This is a genomic window from Hydrocarboniphaga sp., assembly GCF_965279055.1.
GTDB lineage: Bacteria > Pseudomonadota > Gammaproteobacteria > Nevskiales > Nevskiaceae > Hydrocarboniphaga.
Genome location: NZ_OZ257125.1, coordinates 1492933 through 1509058, shown reverse-complemented (window position 1 = coordinate 1509058; position 16126 = coordinate 1492933). Strand labels below are relative to the sequence as shown.

The following is a 16126-nucleotide window of genomic DNA, read 5'->3' as shown; positions in this document are numbered from 1 at the left end:
AGCGGCAGTTATCATGGCCCCGACACGTCACCAGCGCCGGGGAAATGACGGCTTTATTCGCCAGGCTCAGGGCCGAGACCGCGCTCGATCACGGTCGCCTTGAACGACAACTCGACCTGATGAGCGACTCGCTGACCGCGAGCCGCTATCGCCAGGTGCTGCAGGCCTTCTACGGCTATGTCGAAGCTTACGAACAGCAACTGTTACGCGATGCGCCGAAAAATCTCTCCGCGTTGATTGCGCCGCGCCTGCGCGCATCGATGTTGCGGCAGGATCTGCTGGCGCTGGGCCTGAACACGAACGAGATCGACGCGCTGCCGCGTGCCGGCGATCTGCCCGCCACCGACACGCTGCCATCGCTGTTCGGCTGCCTCTACGTCATGGAGGGCTCGACCTTAGGCGGCCGCATCATCGGCCCGCGGCTCGAACGCCAGCTGGGTCTGCACGATGGGCTCGGCTACTCGTATTTTCTCGGCCACGGCGCCGACACCGGCCGAATGTGGAGCGCGTTCCGCGAGGCGATGGACCAGGCGCTCGGCGACGCTCGGCACGACGAAGCCGTTGCCGCCGCAGGCGCGATGTTCCGCTCGCTGACGCAGTGGTTCGCCAGCCTCGCTCAGGCTCACGAACCGGCACAGGCCGCATGAACGACCTGCTGACACCGGAACTGCTGACGATCTGCGATCGCGAGGCGATCCAGGTGCCGGGCGCGATTCAGCCGCACGGCCTGCTGCTGAGCCTGGGCGAGCCCGCTCTGCAGCTGATCCAGATCAGCGCCAATCTGGCCGAGGTCGCCGGCAAGCCGGCCGAAGTGCTGCTCGGCAGTCCACTTGAGCAACTGGTCGGTCAAGCCGGCGTGCAGCAGCTGGAGCGCGTGCTCGCCAGCGAATCACTGCAGCAGCGGCCGATCTACGCCGGCCGGATGAGCATCGGCGGCCTGCATTACGACGCGGTCGCGCATCGTCACGCCGGCCAGCTGATCGTCGAACTGGAGCCGACCGCGCGACGCGACGCCAGCTCGTTCGCGGCGATCTACCCGCTGGTGCGCTCGTTCGTCGCGCAGCTGCAGCAGACCGAATCGCTGCAGCAGCTGTGTGAACTGGCCGCGGTGGAAATGCACCGTATCACCGGCTTCGGCCGCGTGCTGGTGTATCGCTTCAACGACGAAGGCGACGGCGAAGTGCTGGCCGAAGCGCGCGACCAGGGCTATTCCTCGTATCTGGACCTGCGCTTCCCCGCTTCGGACATCCCGCGCCAGGCGCGCGCGCTGTACCTCGCCAACCACATTCGCCTGATCGCGGATGCGCACTACCAGCCTGTTCCGCTGCTGCCGCCCCTGCACCCGGACACTGGCAAGCCCACCGATCTGAGTCACGCCGCGCTGCGCAGCGTCTCGCCGGTGCATGTGCAGTACATGAAGAACATGGGCACGCTGGCGTCGATGTCGATTTCGATCATCGTCCGCGGTCGGCTCTGGGGCCTGATCAGCTGTCATCACGCCAGCGCGCGCACCGTGCCCTTCGAAGTGCGCACCGCCTGCGAACACCTGGGGCAGATCCTGTCGTTGCAGATCGAGGCCAAGGAAGACCGCGCTGAATCCGCTCACGGCCTGGAGCTGCGCCGCAGCCTCGTCGGCCTGCTCGCGGCGATGGCCGAGCGCGACAACTTCGTCGACGGTCTGACCGCCGACGGCGACGAACTGCTGCGGCTGGCCGCCGCCAGCGGCGCGGCGATCGTCTCGGCCGGCCGCTGCCAGCGGGTCGGCGCCGCGCCCGACGAAGACGCGATCCTGGCGCTGGCCGAATGGCTGGCGGCGAGCGTGCCCAACGGCATGTACTCCAGCAACGAACTGGCGCTGGACTATCCGCAGGCGGCGCAGCTGCAGCCGCAGGCCGCGGGCCTGCTCGCGATGTCGATCTCGCAGCTGCACCAGCATTACGTGATGTGGTTCAGGCCGGAAGTCATCCAGACGGTGAAATGGGCCGGAAACCCGCACAAGGCGGCGATTCCGGATGCCGGCACCGCGGCCGAAGTATCGGTGCTGCATCCGCGCCACAGCTTCGACAGCTGGAGCCAGACGGTGCGCGGCAAGACCTTGCCCTGGCGCCGCAGCGAAATCGAGGTCGCCGAAGAACTGCGCCGCGCGATCCTGGCCATCGCCCTGCGCCGCGCCGAGGAACTGGCCGCGCTCAACGACGAGCTGCGGCGCTCCAACAAGGAGCTGGAGGCCTTCTCTTATTCGGTGTCGCATGACCTGCGCGCGCCGCTGCGCCACATCGTCGGCTATGCCGACCTGCTCAAGGAGTTCGAGGGCGCTCAGCTGACTGAACGCGGCCAGCGTTTCCTGAACAACATCGACGAGGCCGCGCATTTCGCCGGCACCCTGGTCGACGACCTGCTGAGTTTTTCGCAGATGGGCCGCGCCGCGCTGCGTCTGGGATGGGTGCACATGAACGAGCTGGTCGCCTCGGTGATCCGCGACCTGGGCGCTGATACCAGCGGCCGCGATGTCCAGTGGAATATCGGCCCGTTGCCGACGGTGGTGGCCGACTCAGCTTTCCTTCAGCTGGCGCTGCGCAATCTGCTCGCCAACGCGATCAAGTACACGCGCACCCGCAGCCCCGCGGTGATCTCCTTCACCAGTGAGGAGCTGGCCGATGCCTGGGCGTTTCACGTCGCCGACAACGGTGTGGGCTTCAACATGAATTACGTCAACAAGCTGTTCGGTGTGTTTCAGCGCCTGCACCGCATGGAGGAATTCGAGGGCACCGGCATTGGCCTGGCCAATGTACGGCGCATCGTCGAGCGTCACGACGGCCGGGTCTGGGCGCGAGGCGAGATCGATCGCGGAGCGGTGTTTTCGTTCACTTTGCCCAAGGCCGAACTCAGCCGGAACCCGGGCGATACGTCGAAGACACCCCGTCAAGACCCGCCGCAACCGGCTCAATAGAGCTTCGGATTCGCCATGCTCAAACCGATACTGCTGGTCGAGGACGACCCCAAGGATCTGGAACTGACCCTGATCGCGCTGGAGAAGAGCCAGCTCGCCAACGAGGTGGTGATCTGCCGCGACGGTGCCGACGCCGTCGACTATCTTTTCAGCCGCGGCGCGCATGCCGATCGCGGCAGCGGCAATCCGGCGGTGATCCTGCTCGATCTGAAACTGCCTAAAGTCGACGGCATCGAGGTGCTGCAGCTGGTGCGCGCGACCGCCGAATTGAAAAGCGTGCCGGTGGTGATGCTGACCTCGTCGCGTGAGGAGCAGGACCTGCTGCGCAGCTACGAACTCGGCGTCAATGCCTACGTGGTCAAGCCGGTCGCATTCCGCGACTTCGTCGATGCGATCTCCGATCTGGGCATCTTCTGGGCGGTGCTGAACGAACCGCCACCGGGCTCGGCTCGCGTCATCAGGAAAAACCCGTAGTGACGCATTCGCCGCCGGCCTGGCCCGCCAAGCTCGACATCCTGCTGCTGGAAGACAGCCCGCTGGATGCCGAGCTGACGCAGGCGCGCCTCGCCACGCTGGACTGCGAATGCAGGGTCACCCTGGTCGATACCGAAGCCGGTTTTCGCGCGCAACTGCGCGCCCAGAGCTTCGACGTGATCCTCGCCGACTTCATGCTGCCGACGTTCTCCGGCCCCGAGGCGCTGGCGATTGCCCGGGTCGAGGCGCCGGGCGTGCCCTTCATCTTCGTCTCCGGCGTGATGGGCGAGGAACATGCGGTGGAAATGCTCAAGCAGGGCGCCACCGACTATGTGCTCAAGCAGCGCCTGCAGCGCTTGCCGATGACGGTGCGCCGCGCCATCGGCGAGTCGCAGGAGCGGCGCAGCCGCATCAAGGCCGAGGGCGCGCTGCGCGAATACGAAACCGGCTTCCGCCTGCTGGTCGACGCGCTGCGCGACTACGCGGTGATCGGACTCGACCGCAACGGCAACATCCTCAGCTGGAACAGCGCGGCCGAGCGCCTGCTGGGCTATCGCGCCGACGAAATCACCGGCGAATCGGTGAGCCGTCTGTATGCACTCGAATCCACCGGCCAGCCCGCTGGCGGCGTCGACGAAGTACGGCTGTCGCTGGACGGCGCGTTGATCAACGGCAGCCACGTGCGCGACCGCTGGCTGACCAGCCGCACCGGCTCGGTGTTCTTCGCCTCGATGGTGACCACCGCGATCCGCAACGACGAAGGCGATCTGATCGGCTTTTCAAAGATCATCCGCGACACCACCGAGGAGCGCCGCGCCGCCGACGCGCTGCGCCTGGCCAAAGAACAGGCCGAGGCCGCCAACGCCGCCAAGGACCGGTTCCTGGCGATGCTGTCGCACGAGCTGCGCACGCCGCTGACGCCGATCCTGGCGGCGACGACGTTCATCGAACAGCGCTTCATCGACCAGCACGCGGTGCTGCCCGACGGCTTGTCCGAGCTGTTGCCGCTAATCCGCCGCAATATCGAACTCGAGGCGCGGCTGATCGACGATCTGCTCGACCTCAACACGATCTCCCACGACAAGCTGAGCCTCGAACTGGTGCCGATGGATCTGCACGCGGCGCTGGAAGAGCTGATCCACAATGCGCGCATCGAGGCCGCCGACAAGAACCTGCACGTCGAGGCGCGGCTGAACGCGACCTCCACGCACATCAACGGCGACGCCGCGCGCGTGCAGCAGATCGTCTGGAACCTGCTGCGCAACGCGATCAAATTCACGCCGACGCATGGCGGCATCGTCGTCGAAACCAGCAACCCCGACGCCGATCACATCGCCGTGCGCGTGACCGACAGCGGCATCGGCATCGGCGAAGCGGCGATGCCGAAAATCTTCTCGGCTTTCGAGCAGGCCGATACCTCGATCACGCGCCAGTTCGGCGGCCTCGGTCTGGGCCTGGCGATCGCGCATGCGCTCACGCTGCGGCACGGCGGCGACCTTGCCGCCTTCAGCGCCGGCGACGGCCAGGGCGCGAGCTTCACGATCACCTTGCCGCTGACCGACGCGCCGATCGCAGCCTCGCAGCTGCCGCTGGAATCCAGCGGCGGCAACCGGCCGCTGCGCATCATGCTGGTCGAAGACAACCAGGACACGATGCTGGCGATGGTGACCCTGCTGAACATGAGCGGCCACAGTGTCGAGGCCGCGGCCAACGTCGAGGAAGCGCGCGCGCTGGCGGTCGACGGTCGCTTCGACCTGCTGATCAGCGATCTGGGGTTGCCTGACGGCGACGGCATGGATGTGGTGCGCTGCTTCGTCCAGCACCAGAGCGCGCCGTCGATCGCGATGACCGGTTACGGCATGGACGACGATATCCGCCGCTGCCGCGACGCCGGCTTCACCGCGCACGTGACCAAGCCGGTCGGCTTCGATCGGCTCAACGAGCTGATCGTGTCGCTGACGGCGGCGCGGCGTTAGCGCCTGTCATTCCCGTGCAGGCGGGAGCGACGCTTCTCAGGCGCCGGTTTTAGCCAGTGCGACGATACGCCCGCGATCCGACACCACCGTTCCGCCGCTCTGCTCGACCGTGACCGCGAACATCGCCGCTTCGCGCACCGGGATCGGCACGCGGATCCACAGCTCGACTTCGCCGTTCTTGGTGACGTTGAACACGCCGCCGTCGACCGGGTAACGCTGGTCGCGCTTGCCGTCGAAAATCCACAGCTGGTACTGCTCGCGATTCGGATCGTTGATCGGCAGGCCGGAGAGCTTGACGTAGCCGCCGCTCTTGCTCGGGTCCCAGACCACCTCGCCCTTGACTGCCTGGCCGGCCGCGTCCGGGCCCGGCTGCAGCGAGTAATGCGCCGGCGAGGCCAGCGCGATCTGCCCGGGTATCGGCGGCGGCGGCAGGCTGACCAGGCGCAGGGCCAGCGCGACCGCGACCAGGCTGGCGAACGAGGCCGAGCCCCAGGCCAGACCGATGCTGTGCCACCAGCCGCGCTTGGGCGCGGCAACGGCGGCAGCCGGCGGCGTGGCCGCAGCCGTCGCCGGAATGCTCGCGATCAGCCGCGCCGCGACATCGTCCGGCATCTTTTCAAACTCACCGAGCGAGCCGAGCGCGTACATCGCGGCAGCCGCTTCGGCTTCACGCTGCTCGTCGTCGAGGCTGTTCCAGTCCAGGCTGTTGCGCCGGTCCTGGGTCAGCCATGACAGCACCTCGTCGTCGCGCATCGCGTCGAATTCCGGGTTGGAAGGCTTCTTGTTCATGCTTTAAGCCTCCTGTCCGGTGGTGAGGGAAACACCCATGAATTCACGCAGCCGGATCAGCCCCCGGCGCATGTGCGATTTGACGGTACCCAGCGGCATGCCGGTCTTCTCGACGATTTCCGACTGCGTCATGCCGTATACAAAACCCAGATCCAGCACCTGCCTTTCCTCGGGCTTCAATGTCTTGAGCCCTTGCCTCACTGCGCCGTAGTCGGCGCCGATCTCGGCGTCGTGCGACGGGTTGTCGTCCGAATGCAATTCCAGGTCCGCAATATCCACCGACTCCGGCACGCGGGCGCGGAAACGGTCGATCAGCCGGCGCCTGGCGATCATCGCTACGAACAGCGATTCGCTACCCTTCTCCGCGTTGTACTTGCCCGCCGAGCGCCACACTTCGATGAAAATCTCCTGGACCGCGTCTTCCGCCTCGGCACGCTGGCCGTGCGTAGAACGCAGCGCCAGCGACCACACCATCGCACCGTGACGGCGAATGCATTCCTGCGTCGCCGTGCGGTCGCCCCGCGCTATTCGTTCCAGCAGATTGGGTGCGTCTAGCGCCATGGGGTATTCGGAAAAGGTCGGGGCCCGGATGCAAGCGGCAACGGCCAAGGCTACTGGACAATGCGGCGGCAAGGAAAGCCCGGGCTGCCTTGCATCCGGACGGGCTGTGCTCATGTTGGACAGCGTATGGTCAGGACACCGGCCCCGCCCCCGGGCAATCAGGAGAAGCCGCATGAGCGACGCCCCCGACTCCAAGCTCTATTCCAGGCTGCTGGTGATCGTGCGCACCGGCCACAGCGACTGCGCGGCGCTGGCCCATGCCAGCGCCCTGGCCCAAGTCAGCGGCGCCACGCTGCTGCTGCGCGCCTTCGACGACGCCACCGAGCCGCTGCCGGCCGAAACCGCGACCGCCTGGCTGTCGACGACCCTGGCTCGGCTGGCCAGCGACGGCATCCAGGTCGAGGGCGAGCTGATCGCGCGCAAACCGATCCAGGAGGCGATGCTGGCCGACATCGAGGCGCTGCAGCCGGATCTGGTGGTCAAGGAGCTGCGCCGCGAGTCGGCATTGAGCCGGCTGCTGTTCACGCCCGAGGACTGGTTCCTGGCACGGCGCTCGCCGGTGCCGCTGCTGGTGATCGGCGAGGGCTCACCGGGGCTACCGACCCGGATCGTCGCCGCGGTCGACATCGCCAGCGCCGATGGCGAGGACCTGCTGAACCAGCGCATTGTCGACCAGGCGCGCCAGCTGGCGCGGCACACCGGTGCCGAGCTGCACCTGGCCCATGTGTTCGAGCCGGTGATCGACGTGCCCGAGGACGCGACGATGCAGGTCATGGGCACTTCGCCGGCGCTGATCGAGGAGCTGCAGGCGCTGCATCGCGAGCGCTTCAGGCTCATCGCCGACCAGCTCGGCGTGCCGGATGCGCGGCGCCATCTCGCCGTCGGCCGCACCGACCTGGCGCTGGAGGATCTATGCGAGCAGATCGGCGCGCAGACCCTGGTCACCGGCCGCCACGACCGCCGCCGGCTGGAGCGCTTCCTGATGGGCAGCACCAGCGAAACCCTGCTGTCGCATGCGCGGCAGAACGTGCTGGTGGTCAAGGCGGCGGTGTTCGACTGAGCGTCGGTCGGGCGATGCGTCCCTCGATACGCCTCGCAAGCGAGGCTACTCGGGAAGAACGGGCTGCATTTGTGCCGGAGGGACAAAAACCCGTTCCTCCCGAGTAGCGCCAACGGCGCGTATCGAGGGACACATCGCCGCCCCAGACCAGCCTGCAGATCAAGCCCCGGCCGCATCCGCAGCGGCCGTCATATGCTAGCCTTCGGCCTCCAAAATTCCGTAGGTACTGCGACCGCATATGGCAACTTACCAGGCACCGCTGCGCGAAATCGGCTTCGTTCTGAATGACGTCCTCAATGTCGGGCAGCTCGCCGAGCAACTGCCGCCGTTTGCGGAAGCCACGCCGGACACGCTGCTGGGCCTGGCCGAAGAAGCCGCCAAGCTGATCGAGAACACGATCGCGCCGCTGAACCAGCCCGGCGACGTCGACGGCGCGACCTGGAAGGCCGGCGTCGTCACCGTGCCGAAAGGCCTGGGCGAAGCCTATCGGCAGTACGCTGAAGCCGGCTGGGTGAGCCTGTGCAACCCGGTCGAGTACGACGGCCAGGGCCTGCCCTACACGCTGGCCAAAGTCGTCGAAGAAATGCTGTGCTCGGCCAACGTCGCGTTCGCGCTGTATCCGGGCCTGACCACCGGCTGCTTCGAGGCGATCCTGGCCTCCGGCGACGAGGCGACCAAGCAGACCTATCTGCCGAAGCTGTCGACCGGCGAATGGACCGGCACGATGTGCATCACCGAGCCGGGCGCCGGCTCCGACGTCGGCGCCGCCAAGACCAAGGCCACCGCCAACGGTGACGGCAGCTATTCGATCGAAGGCGGCAAGATCTTCATCACCAGCGGCGAACACACGATGGTGCCGAACATCGTCCACTTCGTGCTGGCGCGGCTGCCGGACTCGCCGCCGGGCGTGAAGGGCCTGTCGACCTTCGTCGTGCCCAAGTTCCTGGTGAATGCCGACGGCAGCGTCGGCGAGCGCAACCAGCTGGAATGCGTCGGCATCGAACACAAGATGGGCATTCACGCCTCGTGTACCTGCCAGATGCAGTTCAACGGCGCGAAAGGCTGGATCGTCGGCAAGCCCAACGAAGGCATCCAGAACATGTTCGTGATGATGAACCTGGCGCGCATCATGGTCGGCTTCCAGGGCCTGGGCCAGTGCGAGCTGGCGACGCAGAACGCGATCGCCTATGCCAAGGACCGCCGCCAGGGCCGCGCCCAGAACGGCAAGGCCGAGATCATCGAATTCCCCGACGTGCGCCGCATGCTGCTGACGATGAAGGCGACCACCGAAGGCGCGCGCGTGATGGCCTACGAGACGGCCATGTACGTCGACATCACCCATCACCATCCGGACGCCGCGGTGCGCGAAGAGGCGCAGGACTGGGTCGACCTGAACACGCCGCTGGTGAAGTCCTTCTGCACCGACGCCGCGTTCGATCTGGGCAGCACCGCGATCCAGGTCTACGGCGGCCACGGCTTCGTCCGTGATCACGGCATCGAGCAGATCGCGCGCGACTCCAAGATTTTGTGCCTGTACGAGGGCACCAACGGTATCCAGGCGATGGACCTGGTGCGCCGCAAGCTGATGATGCACGACGGCCGACTGGCTCAGCGCTTCTTCGCCAAGGTGCGCTCGGAAAACCAGTCCGACGCCCCGGTGGGCTTCCTGGTGCGGCCGCTGATGAAGGCGCTCGAAGCACTGGAGAGCACCACGACCTGGCTGCGCGACAGCTACAAGAGCAACCCCGATGCCGCCGGCTTCGGCGCGGTGGATTATCTGAAGGCGTTTTCACTTTGTTATCTGGGCTACAACTGGCTGCGCATGGCCAAGGCCGCGAACAATTTGAGCGACGAGAGCTACAAGCAGACCAAGCTGGCGACCGCGGAATTCTTCGCCTCGCGCATGCTGCCGCAGGTGCAGACCTTGTGCGACAACATCAAGGCGCCGGTCGAGAACCTGATGAAGCTGGACGCGGCAAACTTTTAAAGCAGGCGCGTGACCCGACGGGACGTCGGGAACGCAGTAGCAACAGCGTCATCCATTCCAGAAGAGAGGAGAGAGGCCGCCAGCCGATCTCGACACGCGCCGCCGGGCAGGCCATCGCCAACGCCCGGTCGGCAGCGGTCCCGTTCGACTCGCCGCTGCTGTGCAATAAAAGCCCGCGCCATCAGGACGCGGGGATCGATGACGGCGCGCTGAGCGCCCTTGCTCGAGGCCGCTTGGGCCTGACAGGAGTCTTACAACGTGATGCTCAAATTGCGTCGTTCCCTGCTTTGCGCACTGTCGCTGAGCCTGCCGCTGGCGCTGCTGGGCTGCGCCCATACCGCCGAAGAAGCAGCGGAAGGCTCGACCACGCAGCCGGCGCGGCCGGCGTGGATGCCGGCACCGCTGACCAGCATGGCCTACAGCAGCCGCATCGGCATCATGACGGTGCTCGACAACGAGATCACCCACGTCAACGCGGGTACCGCCGGCATCGGCAACTCGACGACGACGATGAAGGCCAACTTCGACCTGCCCGGCTACGTCAGCGAGTCGCTGCGCAAGGGCCTGCTGGCAAACACGCCCTACCAGCCGGTGCCGGTGCGGCCGAGCGCGCGCCTGGTGCGCGACAAGCTGATCTGGCAGAAGAGCTGGAACCCGGGCAAGCAGCGCTTCGACAATGACTGGCAGAAGGAATTCGACGCGATCCTGAAGCAGAACCAGCTGAAGATGCTGATCATCGTCAGCTCGCCGGTCGAGGACGACGGCATCGTCGGCACCAATCAGGACATCGTCGGCTCCGGCTATTACTCGCGCTCGTTCTTCGGCAAGAAACAGACCGCCGTGTTCTCGACGATCCATTTCTATCGGATCGCCGGCCAGCCCGGCAAGCTGCTGCAGCCGATCACCGCGCCGGAAGAGCGGCTCTATGCCGACCTGCCGAACTTCCCGTTCCCGGCGCCGGAACCGCTGCCGCCGGGGCCGATCAGCAACGCGGTCAATACCGCGGTCAAGAACATGATCGACCAGAAAGTCGGCGCCTTCATTCCGTTCATGAAGTAGGCTAGCCGCACATCTCCGGGAGCAGCGCCATGAGTCCGAACAGCGTCTACGATTTTCAGGCCAAGACCATCGATGGCAGCAGCCAGTCGCTGGCCGAGTACAAGGGCAAGACCCTGCTGATCGTCAACGTCGCCAGCAAGTGCGGCTTCACGCCGCAGTACAAGGGCCTGGAGGCGCTGTACCGCAAGTTCAAGGACAAGGGCGTGGTGGTGCTCGGCTTTCCCTGCGACCAGTTCGGCCACCAGGAACCGGGCGACGAAAACGAGATCAAGAACTTCTGCTCGCTGACCTACGAAGTCGACTTCCCGATGTTCGCCAAGATCAAGGTCAACGGCGACGACGCGCATCCGCTGTACCAGTACCTCAAGCACGCCAAGCCCGGCCTGCTCGGCACCGAAGGCATCAAGTGGAACTTCACCAAGTTCCTGGTCGACGCCAGCGGCAAGGTGGTCAGCCGCTATGCGCCGACCGATACCCCGGCGGCGATCGAGAAGGATTTGGAGAAACTGCTGGGCTGATGTCCGATCCCGGGTTTCACCCGGGCTACACCGCTACGTAGCCCGGGTGAAACCCGGGATGACGCTACAACGACGATGCCTTGAAGGTATCGCAGTCCGCCGGCTTGCCCGAATCGAAGCCCTTGCGGAACCAGCGCACGCGCTGCTGCGAAGTGCCATGCGTGAACGTGTCCGGCACCACGGTGCCGCGCGACTCCTTCTGCAGCCGGTCGTCGCCGATCGCGGTCGCGGTGTTCAGCGCCGACTCGATATCGCCGGCCTCGAGCCAGTGATGGCGCTGCTCGGCCACATGCGCCCAGACGCCGGCATAGCAGTCCGCCTGTAACTCCTGGCGTACCAGCAGGCCGTTGTCGCCGCTGACGTCGCGGCCGTTTTCACGCGCCGCGTCCACCGCCTGCGCGCTGCCGGTCAAGGTCTGCACGTGGTGACCGACTTCATGCGCGATCACGTAGGCATTGGCGAAGTCGCCGCCGCCACCGAGGCGCGCGCGCATTTCATCGAAGAAGCTGGTGTCCAGATAAACCTGGCGATCACCCGGGCAATAGAACGGCCCGGTCGCCGAGCTGGCGCCGCCGCAGGCGGTCTGCACGCGTCCGGTGAACAGGATCAGCCGCGGCGGCGCGTAGCTCGCACCCTGCTGCTGAAACAGCTCGCCCCAGACATCCTCGGTTTCGCCGACGATCGCGCGGACGAAATCCACGGTCTTGTCGTCGGTATTCGGCGGCTGTACTTCCTCGGTGCCCTGCCCGCCCTGATCGATCTGCGACAACAGGCCGAGCATCTCCAGCGGATTGCGCCCGGTCAGCAGGCTCAGCACGATGACCACGGCAACGCCGCCGATGCCGAGCTTGAAGCCGCCGCCTCCACCGCCGCCGGCCGAGCCCACGTTATTGCTACGCCGCGCATCGCCCCATTTCATGTCGTCAGTCTCCCGTAGTGCTGCGCAAGATTAACCGCAAGCGCTGAACGCTCCCATCGTCGTTGCGGCGAAGGCGGCATGCCAGCTAGGCGGTCTCGACGATCTGCAGACACGCCGCCAGCAAGCGCTTGCGCGCCATCCACGGATATTCCGGAATCGTCACCAGCGCATGGGCGATGCCGATCAGCGAGCAGATCAGCGCCTCGCCGAGCAACTGTGGATCACCGGCGCGCGCACTGCCATCCGCCTGCATGGCCGCGATCAGTTCGCGAAAGAAATCGAAGCGCGCCAGCACGCCGGACTGCTCCACATACAGTGCCTCGCCAGCGGCGGCACTGTCCTGGTTCAGGAACACCATGCGATAGCGATCAGGATGATCGCACCAGTAGTCGACATAGGCGGTGCAGGCCTTGCGCAGCCGTTGTTGCGGCGTACCGCGCGCGCTGGCCCTGGCGATGCGCTCGAACAGTTCGGCGAAGAAATCCTCCCAGATGAAACGCAGGATTTCGTTCTTGCTGCGGAAATAGCCGTAAAGCGTCATCGCGCCGCAGTCCGCGGCCCCGGCGATACGGCGCATGCTGACCGCGTCGAAACCTTCGGCCGCAAACAGCGCTCGCGCCGCATCGACCACGCGTGTGCGCACCGCTTGCTGCTGCAAGGCGCTGCGCCGCGGCCGGCCGCGTGGCGGCATCTGCTTCTTCCTGCTACTTGTCATCGATGATCCAGCGCTTTTAAACTGATTTACGGTACGCGTACGAATATTATCCAAAATCGCGTCGGGGAGATGCCGAAGCGTATCGCGTGTTCCGCCACGACGAGACCGAGTTCGGCGCGCTGGCACCGGGCAGCCGCGACGTGCAGGAAAACGACGATCGGGCAACCGCCGTCTGGGCCGATCCGGTCCGCCGATTTTTTTGAGACACGCCATGAACAAGCCCGAACTTACCCGCCGCCAATTGCTGACCGGTGCCGCCGCGCTCGGCAGCACGCTGCTGCCCGGCTGCGATACCAACAGCCCGATCGGTGCCGCGCAGGCCGCAGACAGCAGCAGCGCGCACGGCCGCTACAAGGCCGACGTGGTCGTCGTCGGCGCCGGGCTCGCGGGCCTGTCCGCGGCGCGCGCTCTGGTCGCGGCCGGATCGAGCGTGCTCGTGGTAGAAGCGCGCGATCGCGTCGGCGGGCGCACGCTGAATCGCGCGGTGACTGCGCCGGCCGCGACGCCGGGCACGATCGTCGAAGTCGGCGGCCAGTGGGTCGGACCGACGCAGGATCGGGTGCTGTCGCTGATCGAGGAACTGCAGCTGGGCACGTTCAAGACTTACAACGACGGCAAGTCGGTGGACTTTCGCGACGGTCGCCGCAGCGAGTATTCCGGGCGCATTCCGCCGGGCGCACTGCTCGGCGCGGCCGAGGCGCAGATCGCGATCATTCGCCTCAACAGCATGTCGGCCGACGTGCCGCTGGCGGCGCCGTGGACGGCGCCCAAAGCCGTGGAATGGGACAGCAAGACCTTCCAGACCTGGATCGACGACAATCTCTTCAGCGCCAACGGCAAGCAACTGCTGCAGTTGGCGATCGAATCGGTGTTCTCGGCGCAGCCGCGCGACGTATCGCTGCTGCACGTGCTGTTCTACATCCACTCCGCCGGCTCGCTCGACAACCTGATCAACACCGCCGGCGGCGCGCAGGAGTCGCGGATCGTCGGCGGCTCGCAGCGCATCGCGCTGGCGCTGGCCGCCGAACTCGGCGACCGCGTGCTGCTGAATGCGCCGGTGCTGCGCATCGAGCATGGCGACCACGGCGTGAGCGTGCTCGGCGACGACTTCAGCGTGCAGGCGCAGCGCGCGATCGTCGCGATTCCGCCGACACTCGCCGGCCGCATCCGCTACGCACCGGCGCTCGACGGCCTGCGCGACCAGCTGACGCAGCGCATCCCGATGGGCACGGTGATCAAGGTGCAGTGCGTGTATCCGACGCCGTTCTGGCGCGACGCCGGCCTCAACGGCCAGGCCACCGGCGACACCGGACCGGTGAAAATCACGTTCGACAATTCACCGCCGGACGCGAAAGTCGGGGTGATGATGGGCTTCATCGAAGGCGAAGACGGCCGCAAGGCGCTGCGCCAGACGCGCGAGCAGCGCATGGCCGGCACGATCGACAGCTTCGTGCGCTTCTACGGCGAAGCCGCACGCACGCCGCTGGAATACATCGAGCAGAGCTGGTCGGCCGAGGAGTGGTCGCGCGGCTGCTACGCCGGCTATTTCCCGCCCGGCGTGTGGCTGGACTACGGCGAGGCGCTGCGCGCGCCGATCGGGCGGCTGCATTGGGCCGGCACCGAGACCGCGGAAATCTGGAACGGTTATTTCGACGGCGCGATCCGCTCGGGGGATCGGGCGGCGGCGGAGGTGATGGCGCTGCTTTGAAGCCTGAAGTCGCGGACAGGGTCCGCTCCTACAGGATGGCTTTTTGTAGGAGCGGAGCCTGTCCGCGACCGAAGACAGAGCTGCTCTAAGCCTCCGGCCCCGCTGCCACTTCCGCCACCGCGACACGCGCCACCTTCGACGGCGCGCCCTCGGGCGAGGCAATGAAGTCCGCCGCGAACTCCGCATAACGATCCTGCTCGATCGCGCCGCGCAGCCGGCTCATCACGCTCTGGTAATAGCGCAGGTTGTGGATCGTGTTGAGCCGCGGGCCGAGCATTTCGTTGCAGCGGTCCAGGTGGTACAGATAAGCGCGCGAGAAATTGCGGCAGGTGTAGCAGTCGCAGTTCGGGTCCAGCGCCGCCTCGTCCTCGCGATATTTCGCGTTGCGGATCTTGACCACGCCCTGGCTGGTGAACAGATGGCCGTTGCGCGCGTTGCGCGTCGGCATCACGCAATCGAACATGTCGATACCACGGCCCACCGCCTGCACGATATCGCGCGGCGTGCCGACACCCATCAGGTAATGCGGACGATCCGCCGGCAGCTGCGGGCCGATCGCGTCGAGCACCTGCAGGCGTTCTTCTTCGGATTCGCCAACGGAGAGGCCGCCGATCGCATAACCCGGAAAGCCGATCTCGCTCAGCCGTTGCAGCGATTCGCGCCGCAGCTCCGGCAGCATGCCGCCCTGGACGATGCCGAAAAGTGAGGCGGGGCTTTCAGGGACTGCCAGTGGCAGTCCCTGCCCGCCGAACGCCTGGGGTTGGGGCCCCAGGCAGCCGGCATTCAATGCCGCATGCGCATCCTTGCAGCGCTGCGCCCAGCGCGCCGACAACTCCATCGACTTGCGCACCTGGCGCTCGGTCGCCGGATGCGGCGTGCATTCGTCGAACTGCATGACGATGTCGGAGCCCAGCGCATGCTGCATCGCCACCGAGGACTCCGGCGACAGGAACAGCCGGTCGCCATTCACCGGCGAAGCGAACTTGACGCCCTCCTCGGTGATCTTGCGCAGCCCGGCCAGGCTCCACACCTGGAAGCCGCCGGAGTCGGTCAGGATCGGCCCGCCCCAGTTCATGAAGCGATGCAGGCCGCCGAGCTTCTTGATGGTCTGCTCGCCGGGCCGCAGCATCAGATGAAACGTATTGCCGAGCAGGATCTGCGCGCCGCTGTCCCGCACTTCTTCGGGCGAAATCGCCTTCACCGAGCCATACGTGCCCACCGGCATGAACGCCGGCGTCTCGACCACGCCGCGCTCGAAGGTCATACGGCCGCGGCGCGCGGCGCCGGAGCTGGCAAGAAGCTGAAATTCCACGACACCGCCGCATTACCGCCAATGAGGCGCGCGTTGTAGCGGGTAAGCACGGCGCTGGCAAGCGGCCAGGGATACCGGCCGCCGCCGCAACCCTGCGG

At 66.3% G+C, this 16126-nt stretch carries 14 protein-coding genes; 9 read left to right on the top strand and 5 right to left on the bottom strand.

Features of this window, described 5'->3' with window-relative positions:
* The first annotated feature begins 44 nt into the window (after positions 1–44).
* Genes ACQZF9_RS06925 through ACQZF9_RS06910 form a run of 4 tightly spaced genes read left to right on the top strand, consistent with a single transcriptional unit; the run spans position 45 to position 5400 of the window.
* Positions 45–647 (top strand): biliverdin-producing heme oxygenase, encoded by a 603-nt coding sequence (locus ACQZF9_RS06925; RefSeq protein WP_428312525.1) that lies wholly within the window; start codon positions 45–47, stop codon positions 645–647.
* Positions 644–2950, top strand: coding sequence for an ATP-binding protein (locus ACQZF9_RS06920; protein WP_428312524.1), 2307 nt, complete (start codon positions 644–646; stop codon positions 2948–2950). The genes ACQZF9_RS06925 and ACQZF9_RS06920 overlap by 4 nt, the downstream gene beginning before the upstream one ends.
* A 15-nt stretch (positions 2951–2965) precedes the next feature.
* Positions 2966–3424 carry a response regulator gene (locus tag ACQZF9_RS06915; protein ID WP_428312523.1) on the top strand — a complete coding sequence of 153 codons (459 nt, stop codon included), beginning with the start codon at positions 2966–2968 and terminating at the stop codon, positions 3422–3424.
* Complete coding sequence (locus ACQZF9_RS06910; RefSeq protein WP_428312522.1) at positions 3424–5400, top strand: response regulator; 1977 nt, start codon at positions 3424–3426, stop codon at positions 5398–5400. Before ACQZF9_RS06915 ends, ACQZF9_RS06910 begins: the two co-directional genes overlap by 1 nt.
* A gap of 36 nt (positions 5401–5436) precedes the next feature.
* Here ACQZF9_RS06910 and ACQZF9_RS06905 read toward each other — a convergent pair whose 3' ends face one another.
* Both ACQZF9_RS06905 and ACQZF9_RS06900 read right to left on the bottom strand, forming a co-directional pair.
* Positions 5437–6189: an anti-sigma factor domain-containing protein gene (locus ACQZF9_RS06905; RefSeq protein ID WP_428312521.1), complete on the bottom strand. Its 753-nt coding sequence runs from the start codon at positions 6187–6189 to the stop codon at positions 5437–5439.
* Between the two features lie 3 nt (positions 6190–6192).
* The gene (locus ACQZF9_RS06900) at positions 6193–6750 is read right to left on the bottom strand and encodes a sigma-70 family RNA polymerase sigma factor (RefSeq protein WP_428312520.1); all 558 of its coding nucleotides are present in this window, start codon (positions 6748–6750) and stop codon (positions 6193–6195) included.
* Positions 6751–6922: 172 nt separating this feature from the next.
* On the opposite strand from ACQZF9_RS06900, the gene ACQZF9_RS06895 reads away from it, so the two are divergent.
* From ACQZF9_RS06895 to ACQZF9_RS06880, 4 genes are all read left to right on the top strand, one after another.
* Positions 6923–7810: a universal stress protein gene (locus ACQZF9_RS06895; RefSeq protein WP_428312519.1), complete on the top strand. Its 888-nt coding sequence runs from the start codon at positions 6923–6925 to the stop codon at positions 7808–7810.
* Positions 7811–8048: 238 nt separating this feature from the next.
* A complete protein-coding gene (locus tag ACQZF9_RS06890; protein ID WP_428312518.1) occupies positions 8049–9797 on the top strand; it encodes an acyl-CoA dehydrogenase family protein in 1749 nt (582 codons plus the stop codon).
* A gap of 258 nt (positions 9798–10055) precedes the next feature.
* Positions 10056–10856 (top strand): hypothetical protein, encoded by an 801-nt coding sequence (locus ACQZF9_RS06885; RefSeq protein ID WP_428312517.1) that lies wholly within the window; start codon positions 10056–10058, stop codon positions 10854–10856.
* Between the two features lie 29 nt (positions 10857–10885).
* The gene (locus tag ACQZF9_RS06880) at positions 10886–11374 is read left to right on the top strand and encodes a glutathione peroxidase (RefSeq protein WP_428312516.1); all 489 of its coding nucleotides are present in this window, start codon (positions 10886–10888) and stop codon (positions 11372–11374) included.
* A gap of 64 nt (positions 11375–11438) precedes the next feature.
* Here ACQZF9_RS06880 and ypfJ read toward each other — a convergent pair whose 3' ends face one another.
* Both ypfJ and ACQZF9_RS06870 read right to left on the bottom strand, forming a co-directional pair.
* A complete protein-coding gene (gene ypfJ / locus ACQZF9_RS06875; protein WP_428312515.1) occupies positions 11439–12293 on the bottom strand; it encodes a KPN_02809 family neutral zinc metallopeptidase in 855 nt (284 codons plus the stop codon).
* A gap of 85 nt (positions 12294–12378) precedes the next feature.
* Entirely contained in the window at positions 12379–13008 is a 630-nt protein-coding gene (locus tag ACQZF9_RS06870; RefSeq protein WP_428312514.1) for a TetR/AcrR family transcriptional regulator, read from the bottom strand.
* Between the two features lie 211 nt (positions 13009–13219).
* On the opposite strand from ACQZF9_RS06870, the gene ACQZF9_RS06865 reads away from it, so the two are divergent.
* A complete protein-coding gene (locus tag ACQZF9_RS06865; RefSeq protein WP_428312513.1) occupies positions 13220–14716 on the top strand; it encodes a flavin monoamine oxidase family protein in 1497 nt (498 codons plus the stop codon).
* A gap of 85 nt (positions 14717–14801) precedes the next feature.
* Here ACQZF9_RS06865 and ACQZF9_RS06860 read toward each other — a convergent pair whose 3' ends face one another.
* Positions 14802–16028: a tRNA guanosine(34) transglycosylase Tgt gene (locus tag ACQZF9_RS06860; RefSeq protein ID WP_428312512.1), complete on the bottom strand. Its 1227-nt coding sequence runs from the start codon at positions 16026–16028 to the stop codon at positions 14802–14804.
* Between the last annotated feature and the right edge of the window lie 98 nt (positions 16029–16126).